Raw genomic sequence first — 20,269 nt, forward strand, 5'->3', positions numbered from 1 at the left:
AATAATTAATTCATTCATAATCTTAATAGCTTTAAAATAGACAAAATAAGCTTTTATTTTTTATATTCGAGGGGGATAAAAATGTCGATTTCAATTATAGCAGTGGGTTCTGAGTTGCTTTTAGGACAAATTGCGAATACAAATGGACAATACTTATCAAAAGTATTCAATGAGATAGGACAAGATGTATTAGAACATATAGTAATTGGTGATAACGAAGAACGTCTAGAAGCCACCGTTCGTCGAGCAGTGGAAAAATATGACACTGTTATTTTAACGGGCGGATTAGGACCTACTAAAGATGATTTAACAAAGCATACTGTGGCTAAAGTTGTAGGTAAAGAATTAGTTATTGATGAACCTTCTTTAAAATATATTGAAAGCTATTTTAAAGATCAGGGGCAAGAAATGACACCAAATAATAAACAACAGGCATTAGTGATTGAAGGGGCAACTGTTTTAGCTAATCATCATGGTATGGCACCAGGAATGTTGGTTAAGTATGAAAATAAGCACATCATATTGCTTCCGGGGCCACCAAAAGAAATGCAACCTATGGTTAAAAATGAATTACTGCCTCATTTTATCAATGATAGTAGCATTATACATTCAGAGTTACTCAGATTTGCTGGAATTGGTGAATCTAAAGTGGAGACTCTGTTAATGGATCTGATTGATAATCAAACTAATCCTACGATTGCTCCTTTAGCAGGCAGTCATGAAGTATATATTAGATTAACTGCGAGCGCAGATTCTAAAGCGCAAGCGTTGAAATTAATCGAACCAATGAAGAAAGAAATTTTAAATCGTATAGGTACGTATTATTATGGCTCAGATGAAACTTTAATTGAAGAAGCGGTTATGAATGTAAGTCATCAACCATTTGTGATTTACGATGGGATTACGAATGGCGCCTTATATTCTCGTTTAAAAGATGCAGACTCAAATGGGGTATTAAAAGGTATGATAAGTCATAGTGATTACTTTATAGACAATGAGAATCCTATTCATCAGCAATTAGATGATGCATCTCAATTTGTTACGAAACTTTTCAATGTTTCAACAGCGATTATTTTGCTAGAGTATGATAATACCGTATATTTAGCATTCTTTGATAAACAGCAATTAAAGGTTGATCATTTTAAAATGTCAAAATCAAGAAATTTATTGAAGAACAGAAGTCAAAATTATGCACTTATAAGATTATTAAATTGGCAACGAACACAAAAATAATTATGTTTTTGTTAGATTTATAAGTACGTTTGTTCGTTTTTGTGATTTTAAAACAACAAATTACACGAACAAATATTCGCAAAACACTTGTAATTTAGTTTGAATACTTGTATAGTATTGTTAAGATAATTAAAAGATAGCAATTTCATTTAGGAGGTCTCGCTTTGGATAACGATCGTCAAAAAGCTTTAGATACAGTAATTAAAAATATGGAGAAATCTTTCGGTAAAGGTGCCGTGATGAAGTTAGGCGATAATATAGGTCGTCGAGTTTCTACAACGTCAACTGGATCAGTTACACTTGATAACGCATTAGGCGTAGGTGGCTATCCTAAAGGACGAATTATTGAAATATATGGACCTGAAAGTTCTGGTAAGACAACAGTGGCACTTCATGCTATTGCAGAAGTGCAAAGCAATGGTGGAGTAGCTGCATTTATCGATGCCGAACATGCATTAGATCCAGAATATGCACAAGCTCTAGGGGTAGATATTGATAATTTATACTTATCTCAACCTGACCATGGTGAACAAGGGCTTGAAATCGCAGAAGCATTTGTTAGAAGTGGCGCGGTTGACATCGTAGTTGTAGACTCAGTTGCTGCTTTAACACCTAAAGCTGAAATTGAAGGTGAAATGGGAGATACTCATGTCGGTTTACAAGCGCGTTTAATGTCACAAGCATTACGTAAACTATCTGGTGCTATCTCTAAATCAAATACAACTGCTATTTTCATTAACCAAATTCGTGAAAAAGTCGGCGTTATGTTCGGGAATCCGGAGACTACACCTGGTGGGCGCGCATTAAAATTCTATAGCTCAGTTAGATTAGAAGTTCGTCGTGCTGAACAACTTAAACAAGGTCAAGAAATCGTTGGTAATAGAACGAAGATTAAAGTTGTTAAAAATAAAGTAGCACCTCCATTTAGAGTGGCAGAAGTTGATATTATGTATGGTCAAGGTATTTCAAAAGAAGGTGAACTTATTGATTTAGGTGTTGAAAATGACATCGTTGATAAGTCTGGTGCTTGGTACTCATATAATGGTGAAAGAATGGGCCAAGGTAAAGAAAACGTAAAAATGTACTTGAAAGAAAATCCTCAAATTAAAGAAGAAATTGATCGCAAGTTACGAGAGAAACTTGGAATTTCTGATGGTGATGTTGAAGAAGTTGAAGACGCACCAAAATCTTTATTTGACGAAGAATAGTAACCAATTTTATATGTAAAGCTATATTAAATCATATCCTTATAGATTCGATTAAAAAAGTGTTATCTAAAAGCAGAAATCCAATACTATTTCTTAACACACAAAATCAAATCTATAAGGGTTTTTTGTAAAATTTTTGAGGTAATTGGTCAAATTGTATTGGTGAGTTCAATATTGGAAGTTAAGCAACCAAACATTGCTTAACTTCCTTTTGTTTTTGGAGGATAAAGTTTTGCACATAATCATATTCGATTACGTAAATGATTATAATTTCCATAACGAAAAGACGTGCGTTTAATTAATTTTATTTTGTTGTTTATACCTTCTGATTCTAGGTCATTTATGATAGATAATTAATTTTAAAAATATAGGGAGTTTGTTGAAAATAAATTTTACACATAGTTCTTATAAAGATGCTTGATTTGTTAAAATGATTCAAATTTTTAGAAAATAGTAGAAATAGCAATCAATATAGTGCAAAAGTGCAAATTGATAACTTGACACTTATCTCCTATAAACCGTACAATTAATTTGTATGATTTATATATAATTTCATAAAGTCATATTGAATTTCATATACAGAGCAAACCCTAGAAAAAGGAGGTGTTTGTGTGAATTTATTAAGCCTCCTACTCATTTTGCTGGGGATCATTCTAGGAGTTGTTGGAGGGTATGTTGTTGCCCGAAATTTGTTGCTTCAAAAGCAAACACAAGCTAGACAAACTGCCGAAGATATTGTGAATCAAGCCCATAAAGAAGCTGACAATATCAAAAAAGAGAAATTACTTGAGGCAAAAGAAGAAAACCAAATCCTAAGAGAACAAACTGAAGCAGAACTTCGTGAAAGACGAAGCGAACTTCAAAGACAAGAAACCCGACTTCTTCAAAAAGAAGAAAACTTAGAGCGTAAATCTGATCTATTAGATAAAAAAGATGAGATTTTAGAGCAAAAAGAATCAAAAATTGAAGAAAAACAACAACAAGTAGATGCAAAAGAGAGTAGTGTTCAAACATTAATAATGAAGCATGAACAAGAATTAGAACGCATCTCCGGTCTCACTCAAGAAGAAGCAATTAATGAGCAACTTCAACGAGTTGAGGAAGAACTGTCACAAGATATTGCAGTACTTGTTAAAGAAAAAGAAAAAGAAGCTAAAGAAAAAGTTGATAAAACAGCAAAAGAATTATTAGCTACAGCAGTACAAAGATTAGCAGCAGATCACACAAGTGAATCAACGGTATCAGTAGTTAACTTACCAAATGATGAGATGAAAGGTCGAATCATTGGACGTGAGGGGCGAAATATACGTACACTTGAAACTTTAACTGGCATAGACTTAATTATTGATGATACACCAGAAGCAGTTATTTTATCTGGTTTTGATCCAATACGAAGAGAAATTGCTAGAACAGCACTTGTTAACTTAGTATCTGATGGACGAATCCATCCAGGTCGAATTGAAGATATGGTTGAAAAAGCAAGAAAAGAAGTAGATGATATCATCAGAGAAGCAGGTGAACAAGCTACATTTGAAGTTAACGCGCATAATATGCATCCTGACTTAGTTAAAATTGTAGGGCGTTTAAACTATCGTACAAGTTACGGTCAAAATGTACTTAAACATTCAATTGAAGTTGCGCATCTTGCTAGTATGTTAGCTGCTGAGCTAGGTGAAGATGAAACATTAGCGAAACGAGCTGGACTTTTACATGATGTTGGTAAAGCAATTGATCATGAAGTAGAAGGTAGTCATGTTGAAATTGGTGTAGAATTGGCTAAAAAATATGGTGAAAATGAAACAGTAATTAATGCAATTCATTCTCATCATGGTGATGTTGAGCCTACATCTATTATATCTATCCTTGTTGCTGCAGCAGATGCCTTATCTGCGGCACGTCCAGGTGCAAGAAAAGAAACATTAGAGAATTATATTCGTCGATTAGAACGTTTAGAAACGTTATCAGAAAGTTATGATGGTGTAGAAAAAGCATTTGCGATTCAGGCAGGTAGAGAAATCCGTGTGATTGTATCTCCTGAAGAAATTGATGATTTAAAATCTTATCGTTTGGCTAGAGATATTAAAAATCAAATTGAAGATGAATTACAATATCCTGGTCATATCAAGGTGACAGTTGTTCGAGAGACTAGAGCAGTAGAGTATGCAAAATAATTTTTGTCTCCCTCACATATATAAGTGAGGGGGCTTTTTTATTGTGCTTTTATGGCTCTTCACCTTTTTTGGCCCTTTTTTGGTGGGAGGTAACTTAAAACAGTATTAACTATATTTATATTATGTAAACCTACAATGATTAAAGGTTTTCGTGTCAATCATAAAAAAGAAGTGAAGATGATAAACATCTTCACTTCTGTAGTTTCAGTAAGGATTCTTTGATGGATTATTTTAATTGTAAATCTGTTTTCTTTAGTTCTTTTATTACTTCAGCAGTATCATAGCAGTTTGTTGCGATAGTAGAATATCTTTCTGCTAATCGATATGCATTAATATATAGTTTTAAACTATCTTTTGCAATATCTTCTGCTTCTTCAGATTTAGAAGGGTTAGCCATAACGACTAATTCTGCAAATTTTTCTGGATCAATATTAATAGACATGTATTTATTTACAACTCCTATTTATTTTGATGACTTAATACTAACATATTGAGGTTTTTCAACAAAGTAATGTCCCTTTGTAAAAGTTAAAAAATAATTCAAAGAATTTAATATTTACTTTAAATATTAGAACGTATGAATTAAACTAGTAATTATGAGAGGATGAACTGAACATGAGAATAATGTTTATAGGGGATATCGTAGGCAAAATTGGAAGAGATGCAATTGAAACTTATATTCCTCAACTGAAACAAAAATATAGACCGACCGTAACAATTGTTAATGCTGAAAATGCAGCACACGGGAAAGGTTTGACTGAAAAAATTTACAAGAAATTACTAAGAAATGGCGTAGATTTCATGACGATGGGGAATCATACATATGGTCAAAGAGAAATTTATGATTTTATAGATGAAGCGAAACGCTTAGTAAGACCGGCCAATTTTCCGGATGAAGCTCCAGGAGTTGGCATGCGATTTATTCAAATTAATGAAATAAAATTAGCTGTAATTAATTTGCAAGGGCGTGCATTTATGCCTGATATTGATGATCCATTTAAAAAAGCTAATCAATTGATTAAAGAAGCACAAGCAGTGACGCCATATATATTTGTCGATTTTCATGCGGAAACAACTTCTGAAAAGTATGCAATGGGTTGGCATTTAGATGGTAGAGCGAGTGCTGTTGTTGGAACCCATACACATATCCAAACTTCAGATGAACGTATTTTACCAAATGGAACAGGATATATAACAGATGTAGGAATGACAGGGTTTTACGATGGTATTTTAGGAATTAATAAAACAGAAGTCATTGAACGTTTTATAACAAGTTTACCTCAAAGACATGTTGTTCCTAATGATGGAAGAAGTGTATTATCAGGTGTGATTATAGACTTAAATAAAGAAGGTAAAACAAAACATATTGAACGTATACTAATTAATGAAGATCATCCATTAAAATAAATATATTTTATATTAAGTTTGAAAAATGATTTAAATCCATAAAATTGATATATATCGTCCATTAGTATGAATTTAATATAGTACCACTGTTTACATAGTAAATCGGTGGTTCTTTTTGTTATCATTTAATATGAAATATATCCGTAGGAGGCATATAACTATGAAACCACAATTATCGTGGAAAGTTGGCGGACAACAAGGTGAAGGTATTGAATCAACTGGTGAAATCTTTGCCACAGCTATGAATAGAAAAGGGTATTATTTATATGGATATAGACATTTTTCAAGTCGTATCAAAGGCGGACATACAAATAATAAAATCAGGGTTTCAACAACACCTGTTCATGCAATTAGTGATAATTTAGATATACTGATTGCTTTTGATCAAGAAACAATTGATGTTAATCATCATGAGATGAGAGAAGATAGCATTATTTTGGCTGATGCCAAGGCTAAACCGGTTAAACCTGAAGGCTGTCTTGCACAACTTATTGAATTACCTTTCACTGCTACTGCTAAAGAATTAGGTACGGCATTAATGAAAAATATGGTTGCAATTGGGGCAACAAGTGCATTGATGAATTTAAATACAGATACTTTTGAATCTCTTATTACAAACATGTTTTCTAAAAAAGGTGAAAAAGTAGTTGAAGTAAACATACAAGCATTAAACGAAGGTTATCAGTTAATGCAATCGTACATACCAGAGATTACTGGTGATTTTGAATTAGAAACAACTGATGCAGAACCTCATTTATATATGATTGGCAATGATGCTATTGGTTTAGGTGCAATAGCAGCTGGGTCTCAATTTATGGCTGCATATCCTATCACACCAGCTTCTGAAATAATGGAATACATGATTGCAAATATACCTAAAGTTAATGGAGCTGTCATTCAAACTGAAGACGAAATAGCTGCAGCAACAATGGCTATTGGGGCGAACTATGGTGGTGTTAGAGCATTTACAGCTAGTGCTGGCCCAGGCCTATCTTTGATGATGGAGGCAATAGGATTGTCTGGAATGACTGAGACCCCATTAGTTATTATTAATACCCAACGTGGAGGACCATCTACTGGTTTACCTACCAAACAAGAGCAGTCAGATTTAATGCAAATGATTTATGGAACACATGGGGATATTCCTAAAATTGTAGTTGCACCCACTGATGCTGAAGATGCATTCTACTTAACAATTGAGGCATTTAATTTAGCAGAAGAATATCAATGTCCTGTAATTGTTTTAAGTGATTTACAATTATCTTTAGGTAAACAAACAGTTGAAAAATTAGATTATAATCGTATTGAAATTAAACGCGGGTCATTGATTCAATCTAATATTGAGCGCGATGAAGATGATAAAGGTTATTTCAAGCGTTATGCATTAACTGCAAATGGTGTGTCACCACGACCAATCCCTGGATTAAAAGGTGGCATTCATCATATAACTGGGGTTGAACATAACGAAGAAGGGAAACCAAGTGAGTCGGCATTAAATAGAAAACAACAAATGGATAAACGTATGAAAAAAACAGAACATTTATTAATTGAATCACCAGTTGAGGCAGACATAGAACATGACGATGCTGACATTCTATATATTGGTTTCATATCAACAAAAGGTGCAATTTATGAAGGTAGTAAACGTTTAAATCAACAAGGTATAAAAGTTAATACATTGCAAATAAGACAGTTACATCCATTCCCAACTAAGGTAGTCCAAGAAGCTGCTGATAAAGCTAAAAAAGTTGTTGTTGTTGAACATAATTATCAAGGTCAATTAGCAAGTATTATTAAAATGAATGTCAATATTCATGATAAGTTGGAAAATTATACAAAATATGATGGTACACCGTTCTTACCACATGAAATCGAAGAAAAAGGAAAAGAAATTGCTACAGAAATTAAGGAGATGGTATAAATGGCAACATTTAAAGATTTTAGAAATAATGTTAAGCCGAACTGGTGTCCGGGATGTGGTGATTTCTCAGTACAAGCTGCTATTCAAAAAGCAGCGGCAAATATTGGTTTAGAGCCAGAAGAAGTAGCTATTATCACGGGTATTGGTTGCTCTGGACGTTTATCGGGATATATTAATTCGTATGGGGTACATTCTATTCACGGACGTGCACTACCTTTAGCGCAAGGTGTGAAAATGGCAAATAAAGATTTAACTGTAATTGCTTCTGGTGGAGATGGAGATGGCTACGCGATAGGAATGGGTCATACGATACATGCTTTGAGAAGAAATATGAATATGACTTATATTGTTATGGATAACCAAATTTATGGTTTAACAAAAGGTCAAACATCTCCTTCATCAGCCATAGGTTTTGTGACAAAGACAACACCTAAAGGGAATATTGAAAAAAATGTTGCACCACTAGAATTAGCATTATCTTCAGGAGCGACATTTGTAGCGCAAGGATTTTCGAGTGACATTAAAGGATTAACAAAACTTATTGAAGATGCAATTAACCATGATGGTTTTTCATTTGTAAATGTCTTTTCACCATGTGTAACTTATAATAAAATTAACACATACGATTGGTTTAAAGAGCATTTAATAAATGTTGATGACATTGAAAATTACGATTCTGAGGATAAACAACTAGCGATTAAAACAGTTATAGAACATGAATCATTAGTTACTGGAATTGTTTATCAAGATAAGGAAACACCATCATATGAATCGCAAATTAAAGAGTTAGATGATATGCCATTAGCAAAAAGGGATATCCAGATAACTGAAGATACTTTCAATACACTAACAGAACAATTTATATAATAATTAAAACTGAGTCGTATAAATGAATTTATAATAGATCCATTTATGCTATTCAGTTTTTTTAATATTAAAAAGTTTAAAGGAGTTTTTTTAATGAAAGATACATTAATGAGTATTCAAATTATTCCTAAGACACCGAACAATGACAATGTTATACCATATGTCGATGAAGCAATTAAAATTATCGATGAGTCGGGACTGTATTATAGAGTAGGACCATTAGAAACTACAGTGCAAGGAAATATGAATGAATGTTTGATTTTAATACAATCTCTAAATGAACGAATGGTAGAACTTGAATGTCCAAGTATCATTAGTCAAGTAAAGTTCTATCATGTACCTGAAGGAATTTCTATCGAAACTTTAACTGAAAAATACGATTGATTAATATGGCTAGTTTTGATTTGATTTTTTGTGAATTGGCGAATAGATTTGACTGCTTTTGCACTTTATAGCTAAATTTAATATAATTATTTAATGATACGGGCAAATAGAAAGGATTTTGTAAAGTGAACGAAGAGCAAAGAAAAGCAAGTTCTTTAGATGTTTTAGCTGAAAGAGATAAGAAAGCTGAAAAAGATTATAGCAAATATTTTGAACATGTTTACCAACCGCCGAGTTTAAAAGAAGCAAAGAAACGTGGTAAACAAGAAGTTCGTTATAATAGAGATTTTCAAATTGATGAGAAATATCGTGGGATGGGGAACGATCGTACATTTTTAATTAAAACGTATGGTTGTCAAATGAATGCGCATGACACAGAAGTCATCGCAGGTATACTTGAAGCACTTGGTTATCAAGCTACAAGTGATATAAATGTAGCTGATGTTATTTTAATTAATACATGTGCAATTAGAGAGAATGCAGAAAATAAAGTATTTAGTGAGATCGGTAACTTAAAACATTTGAAAAAAGAACGTCCAGACATATTGATTGGCGTTTGTGGATGTATGTCACAAGAAGAATCAGTTGTGAATAAGATTTTAAAATCTTATCAAAATGTCGATATGATTTTTGGAACACACAACATACATCATTTGCCAGAAATCTTAGAAGAGGCATATTTATCAAAGGCAATGGTTGTAGAAGTATGGTCAAAAGAGGGAGATGTTATTGAAAATCTTCCGAAAGTACGACAAGGTAATATTAAAGCTTGGGTAAATATTATGTATGGTTGCGATAAGTTTTGTACATATTGCATTGTACCATTTACAAGAGGTAAAGAGCGTAGTCGTAGACCAGAAGATATTATTGATGAGGTTCGTGAACTTGCTCGCGAAGGATACAAAGAGATTACGTTGTTAGGTCAAAATGTTAATTCATATGGTAAAGATTTACAGGATATGCAATATGACTTAGGAGACCTTTTAGAGGCAATCTCTAAAATAGCAATTCCTAGAGTTCGTTTCACTACGAGTCATCCTTGGGATTTTACTGATCATATGATAGATGTTATTGCTGAAGGTGGAAATATTGTGCCTCATATACATTTACCAGTACAATCTGGTAATAATGCAGTGTTAAAAATTATGGGTAGAAAGTATACGCGTGAGAGCTATTTGGACTTAGTGAAACGAATTAAAGAAAGAATTCCTAATGTAGCTTTAACAACTGATATCATTGTAGGTTATCCAAATGAATCAGAAGAACAATTCGAGGAAACATTAACGCTATATGATGAAGTTAAGTTTGAACATGCATATACGTATTTGTATTCTCAGCGAGATGGTACACCGGCAGCAAAAATGAAAGATAATGTACCTTTAGATGTTAAAAAGGAACGACTACAACGTTTGAATAAAATGGTTGGTCATTATTCACAAATGGCTATGAGTAAGTATGAAGGTCAAACAGTTACAGTATTGTGTGAAGGTAGTAGTAAAAAAGATGAAGAAGTTCTTGCTGGTTATACCGATAAAAATAAACTTGTGAATTTTAAAGCGCCCAAAGAAATGGTTGGAAAATTAGTTGAAGTGCATATAGACGAAGCAAAACAATATTCGTTAAATGGCAGCTTTATTAAAGAAGTGAATACAGAAATGGTGATTCAATAAATGTATACTAAAAACGATGTATTACAACAAGCGAATACTATTGCAAATAAAATTAAAGATTTGGAAACTATCAAAACGTATCAACAAATAGAAGCGCAAATTCATCGTAATCAAAAGATACAGAAAAAAATGGATATTTTAAAAAAGCAACAAAAGCAAGCTGTAAACTTTCAAAATTATGGAAAGCAAAATGCGTTAGCTCAATCAGAACATACTATCCATGATATTGAAACAGAAATAAATACCCTACCTATAGTTGAGCAATTTCAAACTTCTCAATTTGAAGCGAATCAATTACTTCAATTGTTTATATCTACAATGGAAACGCGTTTAAATGATCATAATAAAGCCAAACATAGTGATTAATAACAAACAAAAAGGAGAACAATCATATGAAATCAAGAAAACTGGCTATAACTGCACTTTTAATTGCAATAAATGTTGTATTAAGCAGTATTATCATCATTCCGTTAGGCCCAGTCAAAGCAGCACCAGTACAGCATTTTGTTAATGTATTAAGTGCTGTAATAGTTGGTCCTTGGTATGGATTAGCACAAGCCCTTATATCATCAATTCTAAGAGTTCTTTTTGGCACAGGAACAGCGTTTGCATTTCCAGGAAGTATGATTGGTGTTTTATTGGCAAGTATGTTTTATATTTATCGCAAGCACATATTTATGGCAGCGGTCGGTGAAGTTCTAGGAACTGGCGTTATTGGCAGTTTAGTTTGCATACCATTAGCATACGTAATCGGGCTCCAAGATTTCTTTATTAAACCTTTAATGATTACATTTATAGTCTCAAGTGCTATTGGTTCAATTGTAAGTTATTTCTTATTAATAACTTTAAAAAAACGTGGAATACTCCAAAAGTTTTTAAAATAATCTTATAATAAATGGTTTCGATTCGAATCATTGTACATATTGATTTTGAACGCCCTTACCTTTATCATACTTAAAACATGTTAGAATTTTGAATGAATTTTCAATACATGTTTTACTTTAAATTAAAGGTTTGAGGCGTTTTCTTGTTATATGGTATGAATAGGTTTGTAAAAGTAAGTATGTTAAAATATACAAGTTAAATAATTAATATTTAGAAAGCATATAAATGAAAAAATTATATAGACAAATTTTAAAAGAGACAAGGGTTGTGAAAAAATAATATGTCTAATGTTACACCAATGATGCAGCAATATTTAAAAATAAAATCAGAATACCAAGATTGTTTATTATTTTTCAGACTTGGAGATTTCTATGAAATGTTTTATGAGGATGCCAAAGAAGCATCACGAGTACTTGAAATTACATTAACTAAAAGAGATGCCAAAAAAGAAAATCCTATTCCAATGTGTGGAGTACCATACCATTCGGCAGACAGTTATATCGATACGCTTGTTAATAATGGTTATAAAGTGGCAATTTGTGAGCAAATGGAAGATCCTAAGCAAATAAAGGGTATGGTTAGACGCGAAGTGGTAAGAATTGTTACACCAGGTACTGTTATGGAGCAAGGTGGCGTTGATGATAAACAGAATAACTATATTTTGAGCTTTGTAATGCAACAGCCTGAAATTGCCCTTAGTTACTGCGATGTTTCTACCGGTGAACTAAAAGTGACGTACTTTAATGATGAAGCAACTTTATTAAATGAAATTACAACTATAAACCCAAATGAAGTCGTCGTTAATGAAAGTTTGTCAGAGCATTTAAAGAGACAAATTAATATGGTGACAGAGACAATTACAATTAGAGATACTTTGTCAACAGAAATATATAGTGTGAATCAATCTGAGCATCAATTGATGTATCAAGCAACACAATTATTGTTAGATTATATTCACCATACACAAAAACGTGATTTATCACACATAGAAGATGTTGTTCAATATGCAGCAATAGATTACATGAAGATGGATTTTTATGCAAAAAGAAATCTTGAACTTACAGAAAGTATTAGATTAAAATCGAAAAAAGGCACGTTACTATGGTTAATGGATGAAACTAAAACGCCAATGGGAGCGCGCCGTTTAAAACAATGGATTGATAGACCATTGATAAATAAACAACAAATAGAATCAAGATTAGATATTGTTGATGAGTTCAGCAAACATTTTATAGAAAGAGATACTCTTAGAAATTATCTTAATCAAGTTTATGATATTGAGCGACTTGTAGGGCGTGTAAGTTATGGTAATGTCAATGCGAGAGATTTAATTCAACTTAAACATTCAATTTCAGAAATTCCGAATATTAAAGCTTTATTAAATTCTATGAATCAAGAAACGATAGAACAAGTAAATCAACTAGAACCATTAGATGATTTACTTGAAGTTTTAGAACAAAGTTTAGTTGAAGAACCTCCTATCTCTGTTAAAGATGGTGGATTGTTTAAAGTTGGATTTAATATGCAATTAGATGAATATCTTGAAGCATCAAAAAATGGTAAAACTTGGTTAGCAGAGTTACAAGCTAAAGAAAGACAACGTACTGGTATTAAATCATTAAAAATAAGTTTTAATAAAGTGTTTGGCTATTTTATAGAAATTACGCGTGCGAATTTACAAAATTTTGAACCAAGTAATTTTGGTTATATGAGAAAACAGACTTTATCAAACGCGGAACGTTTTATTACAGATGAGCTTAAAGAAAAAGAGGACATTATTTTAGGTGCAGAAGATAAAGCAATTGAATTAGAATACCAGTTGTTTGTACAATTACGTGAAGAAGTAAAAAAATATACAGAACGATTGCAACAACAGGCTAAAATTATTTCAGAGCTGGATTGTTTACAAAGTTTTGCAGAAATAGCACAAAAATATAATTATACAAGACCAACATTCAGTGATAATAAGACTTTAAATTTAATTGAATCAAGACATCCAGTTGTAGAACGAGTAATGGATTATAATGATTATGTTCCAAACGATTGTCGCTTAGATAATGAGACATTTATTTATCTTATTACAGGTCCGAATATGTCTGGTAAATCAACGTATATGAGACAAGTTGCCATTATTAGTATCATGGCACAAATGGGCGCATATGTTCCATGCCAAGAAGCTGTTTTACCAATATTTGATCAAATTTTCACGAGAATTGGAGCAGCAGATGATTTAGTTTCAGGTAAGAGTACATTTATGGTGGAAATGTTAGAAGCTCAAAAAGCTTTGACATATGCGACTGAAGATAGTTTGATTATTTTTGATGAAATTGGTCGTGGTACATCAACTTATGACGGTTTAGCATTAGCGCAAGCTATGATTGAATATGTAGCCGAAACATCTCATGCAAAGACATTATTCTCTACGCATTATCATGAATTAACTACTTTAGATCAAGCATTACCAAGTCTAAAAAATGTTCATGTTGCTGCAAATGAATATAAAGGTGAACTTATATTCCTGCATAAGGTTAAAGATGGAGCAGTTGACGATAGTTACGGTATTCAAGTTGCTAAATTAGCTGATTTACCTGAAAAAGTTATAAACCGAGCACAAGTTATTTTGAATGATTTTGAAGAAACTGCCGGAAAAAAACAAATAAATCCCGAAATAACTAAAAATGCGGATGAGATCATACAAGTTGAATCAAAAACAAATACTAAAGATATATCACAAAAAGACTTTGAACAAGCTTCATTCGATTTGTTTAAAACCGAGCAACAAAGTGAAATTGAATTAGAAATTAAAAATTTGAATTTATCAAACATGACGCCAATTGAAGCATTGTTGAAATTAAGTGAATTACAAAATCAATTAAAATAGAGGTGTTGCAAAATGGGGAAAATTAAAGAACTCCAAACCTCATTAGCAAATAAAATCGCAGCAGGAGAAGTAGTTGAGAGACCTAGTTCAGTTGTTAAAGAGCTTCTAGAAAATGCAATCGATGCAGGTGCCACAGAAATAAGTATTGAAGTGGAAGAATCAGGTGTTCAATCTATACGTGTTGTCGATAACGGAAGTGGCATTGAAGCTGAAGACTTAGGATTAGTCTTTCATCGACATGCGACAAGTAAATTAGACCAAGATGAAGATTTATTCCATATTAGAACTTTAGGATTTCGTGGAGAAGCATTGGCTAGTATTTCATCAGTTGCAAAAGTAACACTAAAAACATGTACTGATAATGCTAATGGAAATGAAATTTATGTTGAAAATGGTGAAATTTTAAATCATAAGCCTGCCAAAGCCAAAAAAGGCACAGATATACTTGTAGAGTCATTATTTTATAATACGCCAGCACGTTTAAAGTATATCAAAAGTTTATATACAGAATTAGGTAAAATTACTGATATCGTTAATAGAATGGCAATGAGTCATCCTGATATTCGTATATCGCTTATTTCTGATGGTAAAACAATGTTAAGTACAAACGGATCAGGGCGCACGAATGAAGTGATGGCAGAAATTTACGGAATGAAAGTAGCTCGAGATTTAGTACATATTTCTGGTGATACTAGCGATTATCATATTGAAGGTTTTGTCGCTAAACCTGAACATTCTAGAAGTAATAAGCATTATATCTCAATTTTTATTAATGGACGTTATATTAAAAATTTCATGTTAAATAAAGCAATTTTAGAAGGTTACCATACACTATTAACAATTGGTAGATTTCCGATTTGTTATATTAATATTGAAATGGACCCGATTTTAGTAGATGTCAATGTACACCCTACTAAATTAGAAGTACGTCTCTCGAAAGAAGAACAACTTTATCGATTAATTGTTAATAAAATACAAGAAGCTTTTAAGGATCGTATTTTAATTCCTAAAAATAATTTAGATAATGTACCGAAAAAGAATAAAGTATTGCAATCATTTGAGCAACAGAAGATTGAATTCGAACAAAGACAAAAAGGAAATGAGACTCAAGACAAATCTGATATTTTTGAAAAAAATAATAGTGAGCAAGTTAAACAGGAAACAAAATTTCACGTTTCAGATTCAAACGACGATTACAATCCATTTGTAACTAAAACATCTGAAAGTTTAATAGAAGAAGATGAAGTAGGCGCTTATAATAATACACGTGAAAAAGACGAAGACTACTTCAAAAAACAACAAGAAATTTTACAGCAAATGGACCAAACTTCCGAACGACAAGAAGAAAGTTCTGAGCAAAGTTTTGAAAACTATTCACCGAATGATTATTATGATGCAAGCGATATAAAAGGAACGAAAAGTAAAGACCCCAAACGCCGTATACCTTATATGGAAATAGTTGGTCAAGTACATGGAACTTATATCATTGCTCAAAATGAATTTGGTATGTATATGATTGATCAGCATGCGGCACAAGAAAGAATTAAATATGAGTATTTTCGAGATAAAATTGGTGAAGTTACAAATGAAGTTCAGGATCTATTGATTCCTTTGACGTTCCATTTTTCCAAAGATGAGCAGTTAATTATTGATCAATATAAAAACGAACTTCAACGTGTAGGTATTGTATTGGAACATTTTGGAGGTCATGATTATATTGTAAGCAGTTATCCAGTTTGGTTTCCTAAAGATGAAGTTGAAGAAATAATTAAAGATATGATTGAGTTAATTTTAGAAGAGAAAAAAGTTGATATTAAAAAATTGCGCGAAGAAGTTGCAATTATGATGTCTTGTAAAAAATCGATTAAAGCCAATCATTATTTGCAAAAAAATGAAATGTCAGATTTGATTGATCAATTACGAGAAGCGGAAGATCCATTTACATGTCCGCATGGTCGCCCAATTATTATTAATTTTTCAAAGTATGAATTAGAAAAATTGTTCAAGCGTGTAATGTAGAGAGGATGAATCAAGTGAATAACAGCATACTACCTGCTATTAGAAATATTAAAGATTTAGAGAAATTAATTAAAACAGAACATAAAATGTGTGTGCTACTTGATATGCATATTGGACACATTAAAAGCATAATGGAATTGCTTAAACAAAACGAAATTGAGTGTTTCATTCACATTGATTTAATTAAAGGTTTAAGCCATGATGAATACGCAAGTGAATTTATTATTCAGCAATATAAGCCCAAAGGCATTGTATCCACTAAATCGAAAGTAATCAAAAAGGCTAAGTCATTAAACACGTTAACTATTTTCCGAGTGTTTATCATCGATAGTCAAGCATTAAAACGAAGCATTGATTTAATTAAAAAAGTTGAGCCTGACTTCGTAGAAGTACTTCCTGGTGTTGCTAGTAAGGCAATACACCATATTCAAAAGGAAACTAATACTCAAGTTATTGCAGGTGGTTTAATTGACACGATTGAAGAAGTTGAAGAAGCTGTGGAGAATGGCGCGAAATATGTAACGACTAGTTATGAAAAACTGTGGTAACATATTCAATTGAGCTAGATTGTTGACTATGTTATTCGTCAAATTTGAATCGTCAAATTGCGATAGTGATAGTTGCAATTGATATTAAATCAAAGTGGCTCAATCAAATTGGACTATTGAGTTCAATAGCGGAAGTTCATTCACACAAACACACAAACATTGAGAAATCTTAAAATACATCTCTAATTCGTTTTATATCAAAGCGTTTTAGAGATGTTTATTTATCTACATCAAAATTCGGCACATTAGATTACAACAAAAGGTCAATGCAAAAATTCACAATGCACAAAACAACTTTAAGGCATGTATTTTTTACACTTTTATAATTAAACTACTTTTATAAAGGCTTGAAAAATTAAATTTGACAAAATTTTTACGAAAATTATTGACAACGCTTTCATAACGATAGTATCATAACAAATATAATACAAGTTAATACATAGAATAGAGACGGGAGATTTCTACGAGCCAAACTGCTAGTGTAGGAGTCTCTTTATCTTTTGGGAGGACATTTAATATGAATGTATATTTAGCAGAATTCCTTGGAACTGCAATCTTAATCCTTTTTGGTGGAGGCGTTTGTGCCAATGTCAATTTAAAGCGAAGTGCAGCGAATGGCGCTGATTGGATCGTTATCACTGCTGGATGGGGATTAGCGGTTACAATGGGTGTGTATGCAGTCGGTCAATTCTCTGGTGCACATTTAAACCCAGCGGTATCTTTAGCACTTGCATTAGATGGAAGTTTCGATTGGGCATTAGTTCCTGGTTATATTGTTGCACAAATGTTAGGTGCGATTGTCGGAGCAACGATTGTATGGTTAATGTACTTACCACATTGGAAAGCAACAGAGGAAGCGGGCGCAAAATTAGGTGTATTCTCAACTGCGCCAGCAATTAAGAACTATTTTGCAAACTTTTTGAGTGAGATTATTGGTACAATGGCGTTAACTTTAGGTATTTTATTTATTGGTGTAAACAAAATTGCTGATGGATTAAATCCTTTAATCGTAGGCGCATTAATTGTAGCAATTGGTTTAAGTTTAGGTGGCGCAACAGGTTATGCAATCAACCCTGCTCGTGATTTAGGGCCAAGAATTGCACATGCTATTTTACCTATTGCAGGTAAAGGCGGATCAAATTGGTCTTATGCAATTGTTCCAATTTTAGGACCAATCGCAGGTGGATTATTGGGTGCAGTCGTTTATGCTGTATTTTATAAACACACGTTTAATATTGGTTGTGCAATTGCAATCGTTGTAGTCATTATTACTTTGATTTTAGGTTACATCTTAAATAAATCATCTAAAAAAGGTGATATTGAATCAATTTACTAAAATAAAAAGAAATGTAAATAGCATAATTTAACATGTTTTATTCATGAATTATGCTATTTTTTCGCCAAAATTTAACAGATTTTGTACAATGGGTTAGCGATTATTTTAAATGATAAAGGAGACACTACTAATGGAAAAATACATTTTATCAATAGACCAAGGAACAACAAGTTCAAGAGCAATTTTATTTAATCAAAAAGGTGAAATTTCAGGGGTAGCACAGCGTGAATTTAAACAGTATTTTCCTCAATCAGGTTGGGTCGAACATGATGCGAATGAAATTTGGACATCTGTTTTAGCAGTTATGACTGAAGTTATTAATGAAAATGATGTTAGAGCTGATCAAATTGCAGGTATTGGTATTACAAACCAACGTGAAACAACAGTAGTTTGGGATAAACATACGGGACGTCCAATTTATCATGCAATTGTATGGCAATCTCGTCAAACACAATCGATTTGTTCAGAATTGAAACAACAAGGTTATGAGCAAACGTTTAGAGATAAAACAGGATTGTTGTTAGATCCATATTTTGCGGGAACTAAAGTCAAATGGATTTTAGATAATGTAGAAGGCGCTCGTGAAAAAGCAGAAAATGGAGATTTATTGTTTGGAACAATTGATACTTGGTTAGTTTGGAAATTATCAGGTAAAGCTGCACATATTACAGATTATTCAAATGCGAGTCGTACGTTAATGTTTAATATCCATGATTTAAAATGGGACGACGAATTATTAGAATTATTAACAGTTCCTAAAAATATGTTGCCAGAAGTTAAACCTTCTAGTGAAATTTATGGAAAAACAATTGATTATCATTTCTATGGTCAAGAAGTGCCAATTGCAGGGGTAGCTGGAGACCAACAAGCAGCATTGTTCGGGCAAGCATGCTTTGAGCGTGGAGATGTGAAAAACACATATGGCACTGGTGGATTTATGTTGATGAATACTGGTGAAAAAGCAGTTAAGTCTGATAGTGGGCTATTAACAACAATTGCATATGGTATTGATGGCAAAGTAAACTATGCGCTTGAAGGATCGATTTTTGTATCCGGTTCAGCAATTCAATGGTTACGTGATGGTTTAAGAATGATTAATTCTGCGCCTCAATCAGAAAGTTATGCGACAAGAGTAGACTCTACTGAAGGTGTATATGTTGTACCTGCCTTTGTAGGCTTAGGTACTCCGTATTGGGACTCAGAAGCAAGAGGTGCCATTTTTGGCTTAACACGTGGTACTGAAAAAGAACATTTCATTCGAGCTACTTTAGAATCATTATGTTACCAAACACGTGATGTTATGGAAGCAATGTCTAAAGATTCTGGAATTGATGTTCAAAGTCTACGTGTTGATGGTGGTGCAGTTAAAAATAACTTTATTATGCAGTTCCAAGCCGATATTGTTAACACGTCAGTTGAAAGACCGGAAATCCAAGAAACTACAGCTTTAGGTGCTGCTTATTTAGCTGGATTAGCTGTAGGATTCTGGGATAGTAAAGATGATATCGCTAAGAACTGGAAATTGGAAGAAAAATTTGATCCAAAAATGGATGAAGGCGAAAGAGAAAAATTATACAGAGGTTGGAAAAAAGCTGTAGAAGCAACACAAGTTTTTAAAACAGAGTAATTTTATAGATTAGACTTTTGGTTAAACATTGTGATACAATAAATTTAAGTTAATATTTGAATCGAGAAGCGAGAGATTTGTTCGTACATGTACAATTTAAAGATTGTTTGTG

The 20,269-nt window shown here is 32.6% G+C and carries 16 protein-coding genes and 1 pseudogene; 15 read left to right on the forward strand and 2 right to left on the reverse strand.

Annotation, left to right across the window (positions count from 1 at the left end):
• Positions 1-81: 81 nt before the first annotated feature.
• A complete protein-coding gene (locus tag SAMSHR1132_RS05900; RefSeq protein ID WP_000027986.1) occupies positions 82-1,233 on the forward strand; it encodes a CinA family nicotinamide mononucleotide deamidase-related protein in 1,152 nt (383 codons plus the stop codon).
• Positions 1,234-1,397: 164 nt separating this feature from the next.
• The gene (gene recA / locus SAMSHR1132_RS05905; RefSeq protein WP_000368169.1) at positions 1,398-2,441 is read left to right on the forward strand and encodes a recombinase RecA; all 1,044 of its coding nucleotides are present in this window, start codon (positions 1,398-1,400) and stop codon (positions 2,439-2,441) included.
• 181 nt (positions 2,442-2,622) lie between these two features.
• Here recA and SAMSHR1132_RS14095 read toward each other — a convergent pair.
• Positions 2,623-2,767 (reverse strand): annotated as a pseudogene (locus SAMSHR1132_RS14095) (ISL3 family transposase); the annotation flags it as partial.
• Between the two features lie 285 nt (positions 2,768-3,052).
• On the opposite strand from SAMSHR1132_RS14095, the gene rny reads away from it, so the two are divergent.
• On the forward strand, positions 3,053-4,612 hold the full coding sequence (rny, locus tag SAMSHR1132_RS05910; RefSeq protein WP_001050920.1) for a ribonuclease Y: 1,560 nt from the start codon (positions 3,053-3,055) through the stop codon (positions 4,610-4,612).
• A 226-nt stretch (positions 4,613-4,838) separates the two neighbouring features.
• Here rny and SAMSHR1132_RS05915 read toward each other — a convergent pair whose 3' ends face one another.
• Positions 4,839-5,054, reverse strand: a complete 216-nt coding sequence (locus SAMSHR1132_RS05915) for a hypothetical protein (protein ID WP_000026306.1) — start codon at positions 5,052-5,054, stop codon at positions 4,839-4,841.
• Positions 5,055-5,227: 173 nt separating this feature from the next.
• On the opposite strand from SAMSHR1132_RS05915, the gene SAMSHR1132_RS05920 reads away from it, so the two are divergent.
• The 12 genes from SAMSHR1132_RS05920 (at position 5,228) to glpK (ending at position 20,157) form a co-directional block, all read left to right on the forward strand.
• A complete protein-coding gene (locus tag SAMSHR1132_RS05920; protein WP_001222108.1) occupies positions 5,228-6,019 on the forward strand; it encodes a TIGR00282 family metallophosphoesterase in 792 nt (263 codons plus the stop codon).
• A gap of 160 nt (positions 6,020-6,179) precedes the next feature.
• On the forward strand, positions 6,180-7,940 hold the full coding sequence (locus tag SAMSHR1132_RS05925) for a 2-oxoacid:acceptor oxidoreductase subunit alpha (RefSeq protein ID WP_000804341.1): 1,761 nt from the start codon (positions 6,180-6,182) through the stop codon (positions 7,938-7,940).
• Entirely contained in the window at positions 7,941-8,807 is an 867-nt protein-coding gene (locus SAMSHR1132_RS05930) for a 2-oxoacid:ferredoxin oxidoreductase subunit beta (protein WP_000190135.1), read from the forward strand. It abuts the gene before it with no gap.
• Positions 8,808-8,900: 93 nt separating this feature from the next.
• Positions 8,901-9,191 carry a thiamine-binding protein gene (locus SAMSHR1132_RS05935; protein WP_000655668.1) on the forward strand — a complete coding sequence of 97 codons (291 nt, stop codon included), beginning with the start codon at positions 8,901-8,903 and terminating at the stop codon, positions 9,189-9,191.
• A 125-nt stretch (positions 9,192-9,316) separates the two neighbouring features.
• On the forward strand, positions 9,317-10,861 hold the full coding sequence (gene miaB, locus SAMSHR1132_RS05940) for a tRNA (N6-isopentenyl adenosine(37)-C2)-methylthiotransferase MiaB (protein WP_001001512.1): 1,545 nt from the start codon (positions 9,317-9,319) through the stop codon (positions 10,859-10,861).
• A complete protein-coding gene (locus tag SAMSHR1132_RS05945) occupies positions 10,862-11,227 on the forward strand; it encodes a RicAFT regulatory complex protein RicA family protein (protein WP_000288222.1) in 366 nt (121 codons plus the stop codon).
• A gap of 26 nt (positions 11,228-11,253) precedes the next feature.
• Positions 11,254-11,745, forward strand: a complete 492-nt coding sequence (gene thiW / locus SAMSHR1132_RS05950; protein WP_000842281.1) for an energy coupling factor transporter S component ThiW — start codon at positions 11,254-11,256, stop codon at positions 11,743-11,745.
• Positions 11,746-12,026: 281 nt separating this feature from the next.
• A complete protein-coding gene (mutS, locus tag SAMSHR1132_RS05955; protein ID WP_000073329.1) occupies positions 12,027-14,627 on the forward strand; it encodes a DNA mismatch repair protein MutS in 2,601 nt (866 codons plus the stop codon).
• A gap of 12 nt (positions 14,628-14,639) precedes the next feature.
• Positions 14,640-16,646 (forward strand): DNA mismatch repair endonuclease MutL, encoded by a 2,007-nt coding sequence (gene mutL, locus SAMSHR1132_RS05960; RefSeq protein ID WP_000516272.1) that lies wholly within the window; start codon positions 14,640-14,642, stop codon positions 16,644-16,646.
• Between the two features lie 5 nt (positions 16,647-16,651).
• Positions 16,652-17,194, forward strand: coding sequence for a glycerol-3-phosphate responsive antiterminator (locus SAMSHR1132_RS05965; RefSeq protein WP_031786963.1), 543 nt, complete (start codon positions 16,652-16,654; stop codon positions 17,192-17,194).
• A gap of 517 nt (positions 17,195-17,711) precedes the next feature.
• On the forward strand, positions 17,712-18,530 hold the full coding sequence (locus SAMSHR1132_RS05970) for an MIP/aquaporin family protein (protein ID WP_001103746.1): 819 nt from the start codon (positions 17,712-17,714) through the stop codon (positions 18,528-18,530).
• A gap of 130 nt (positions 18,531-18,660) precedes the next feature.
• Positions 18,661-20,157 carry a glycerol kinase GlpK gene (glpK, locus tag SAMSHR1132_RS05975; protein ID WP_000417386.1) on the forward strand — a complete coding sequence of 499 codons (1,497 nt, stop codon included), beginning with the start codon at positions 18,661-18,663 and terminating at the stop codon, positions 20,155-20,157.
• Positions 20,158-20,269 lie beyond the last annotated feature (112 nt).

The organism is Staphylococcus argenteus (assembly GCF_000236925.1).
Taxonomy (GTDB): Bacteria; Bacillota; Bacilli; order Staphylococcales; family Staphylococcaceae; genus Staphylococcus; species Staphylococcus argenteus.

What these genes read in the sequence shown, in the direction of transcription:
- SAMSHR1132_RS05900 (WP_000027986.1), top strand. Translation starts at nt 82, where the DNA reads ATGTCGATTTCAATTATAGCAGTGGGTTCTGAGTTGCTTTTAGGACAA.
- SAMSHR1132_RS05920 (WP_001222108.1), top strand. Translation starts at nt 5,228, where the DNA reads ATGAGAATAATGTTTATAGGGGATATCGTAGGCAAAATTGGAAGAGAT.
- SAMSHR1132_RS05970 (WP_001103746.1), top strand. Translation starts at nt 17,712, where the DNA reads ATGAATGTATATTTAGCAGAATTCCTTGGAACTGCAATCTTAATCCTT.
- SAMSHR1132_RS05915 (WP_000026306.1), bottom strand. Translation starts at nt 5,054, where the DNA reads ATGTCTATTAATATTGATCCAGAAAAATTTGCAGAATTAGTCGTTATG.
- SAMSHR1132_RS05965 (WP_031786963.1), top strand. Translation starts at nt 16,652, where the DNA reads ATGAATCAAGTGAATAACAGCATACTACCTGCTATTAGAAATATTAAA.
- SAMSHR1132_RS05930 (WP_000190135.1), top strand. Translation starts at nt 7,941, where the DNA reads ATGGCAACATTTAAAGATTTTAGAAATAATGTTAAGCCGAACTGGTGT.
- glpK (WP_000417386.1), top strand. Translation starts at nt 18,661, where the DNA reads ATGGAAAAATACATTTTATCAATAGACCAAGGAACAACAAGTTCAAGA.
- SAMSHR1132_RS05945 (WP_000288222.1), top strand. Translation starts at nt 10,862, where the DNA reads ATGTATACTAAAAACGATGTATTACAACAAGCGAATACTATTGCAAAT.
- SAMSHR1132_RS05935 (WP_000655668.1), top strand. Translation starts at nt 8,901, where the DNA reads ATGAAAGATACATTAATGAGTATTCAAATTATTCCTAAGACACCGAAC.
- mutS (WP_000073329.1), top strand. Translation starts at nt 12,027, where the DNA reads ATGTCTAATGTTACACCAATGATGCAGCAATATTTAAAAATAAAATCA.
- mutL (WP_000516272.1), top strand. Translation starts at nt 14,640, where the DNA reads ATGGGGAAAATTAAAGAACTCCAAACCTCATTAGCAAATAAAATCGCA.
- thiW (WP_000842281.1), top strand. Translation starts at nt 11,254, where the DNA reads ATGAAATCAAGAAAACTGGCTATAACTGCACTTTTAATTGCAATAAAT.
- SAMSHR1132_RS05925 (WP_000804341.1), top strand. Translation starts at nt 6,180, where the DNA reads ATGAAACCACAATTATCGTGGAAAGTTGGCGGACAACAAGGTGAAGGT.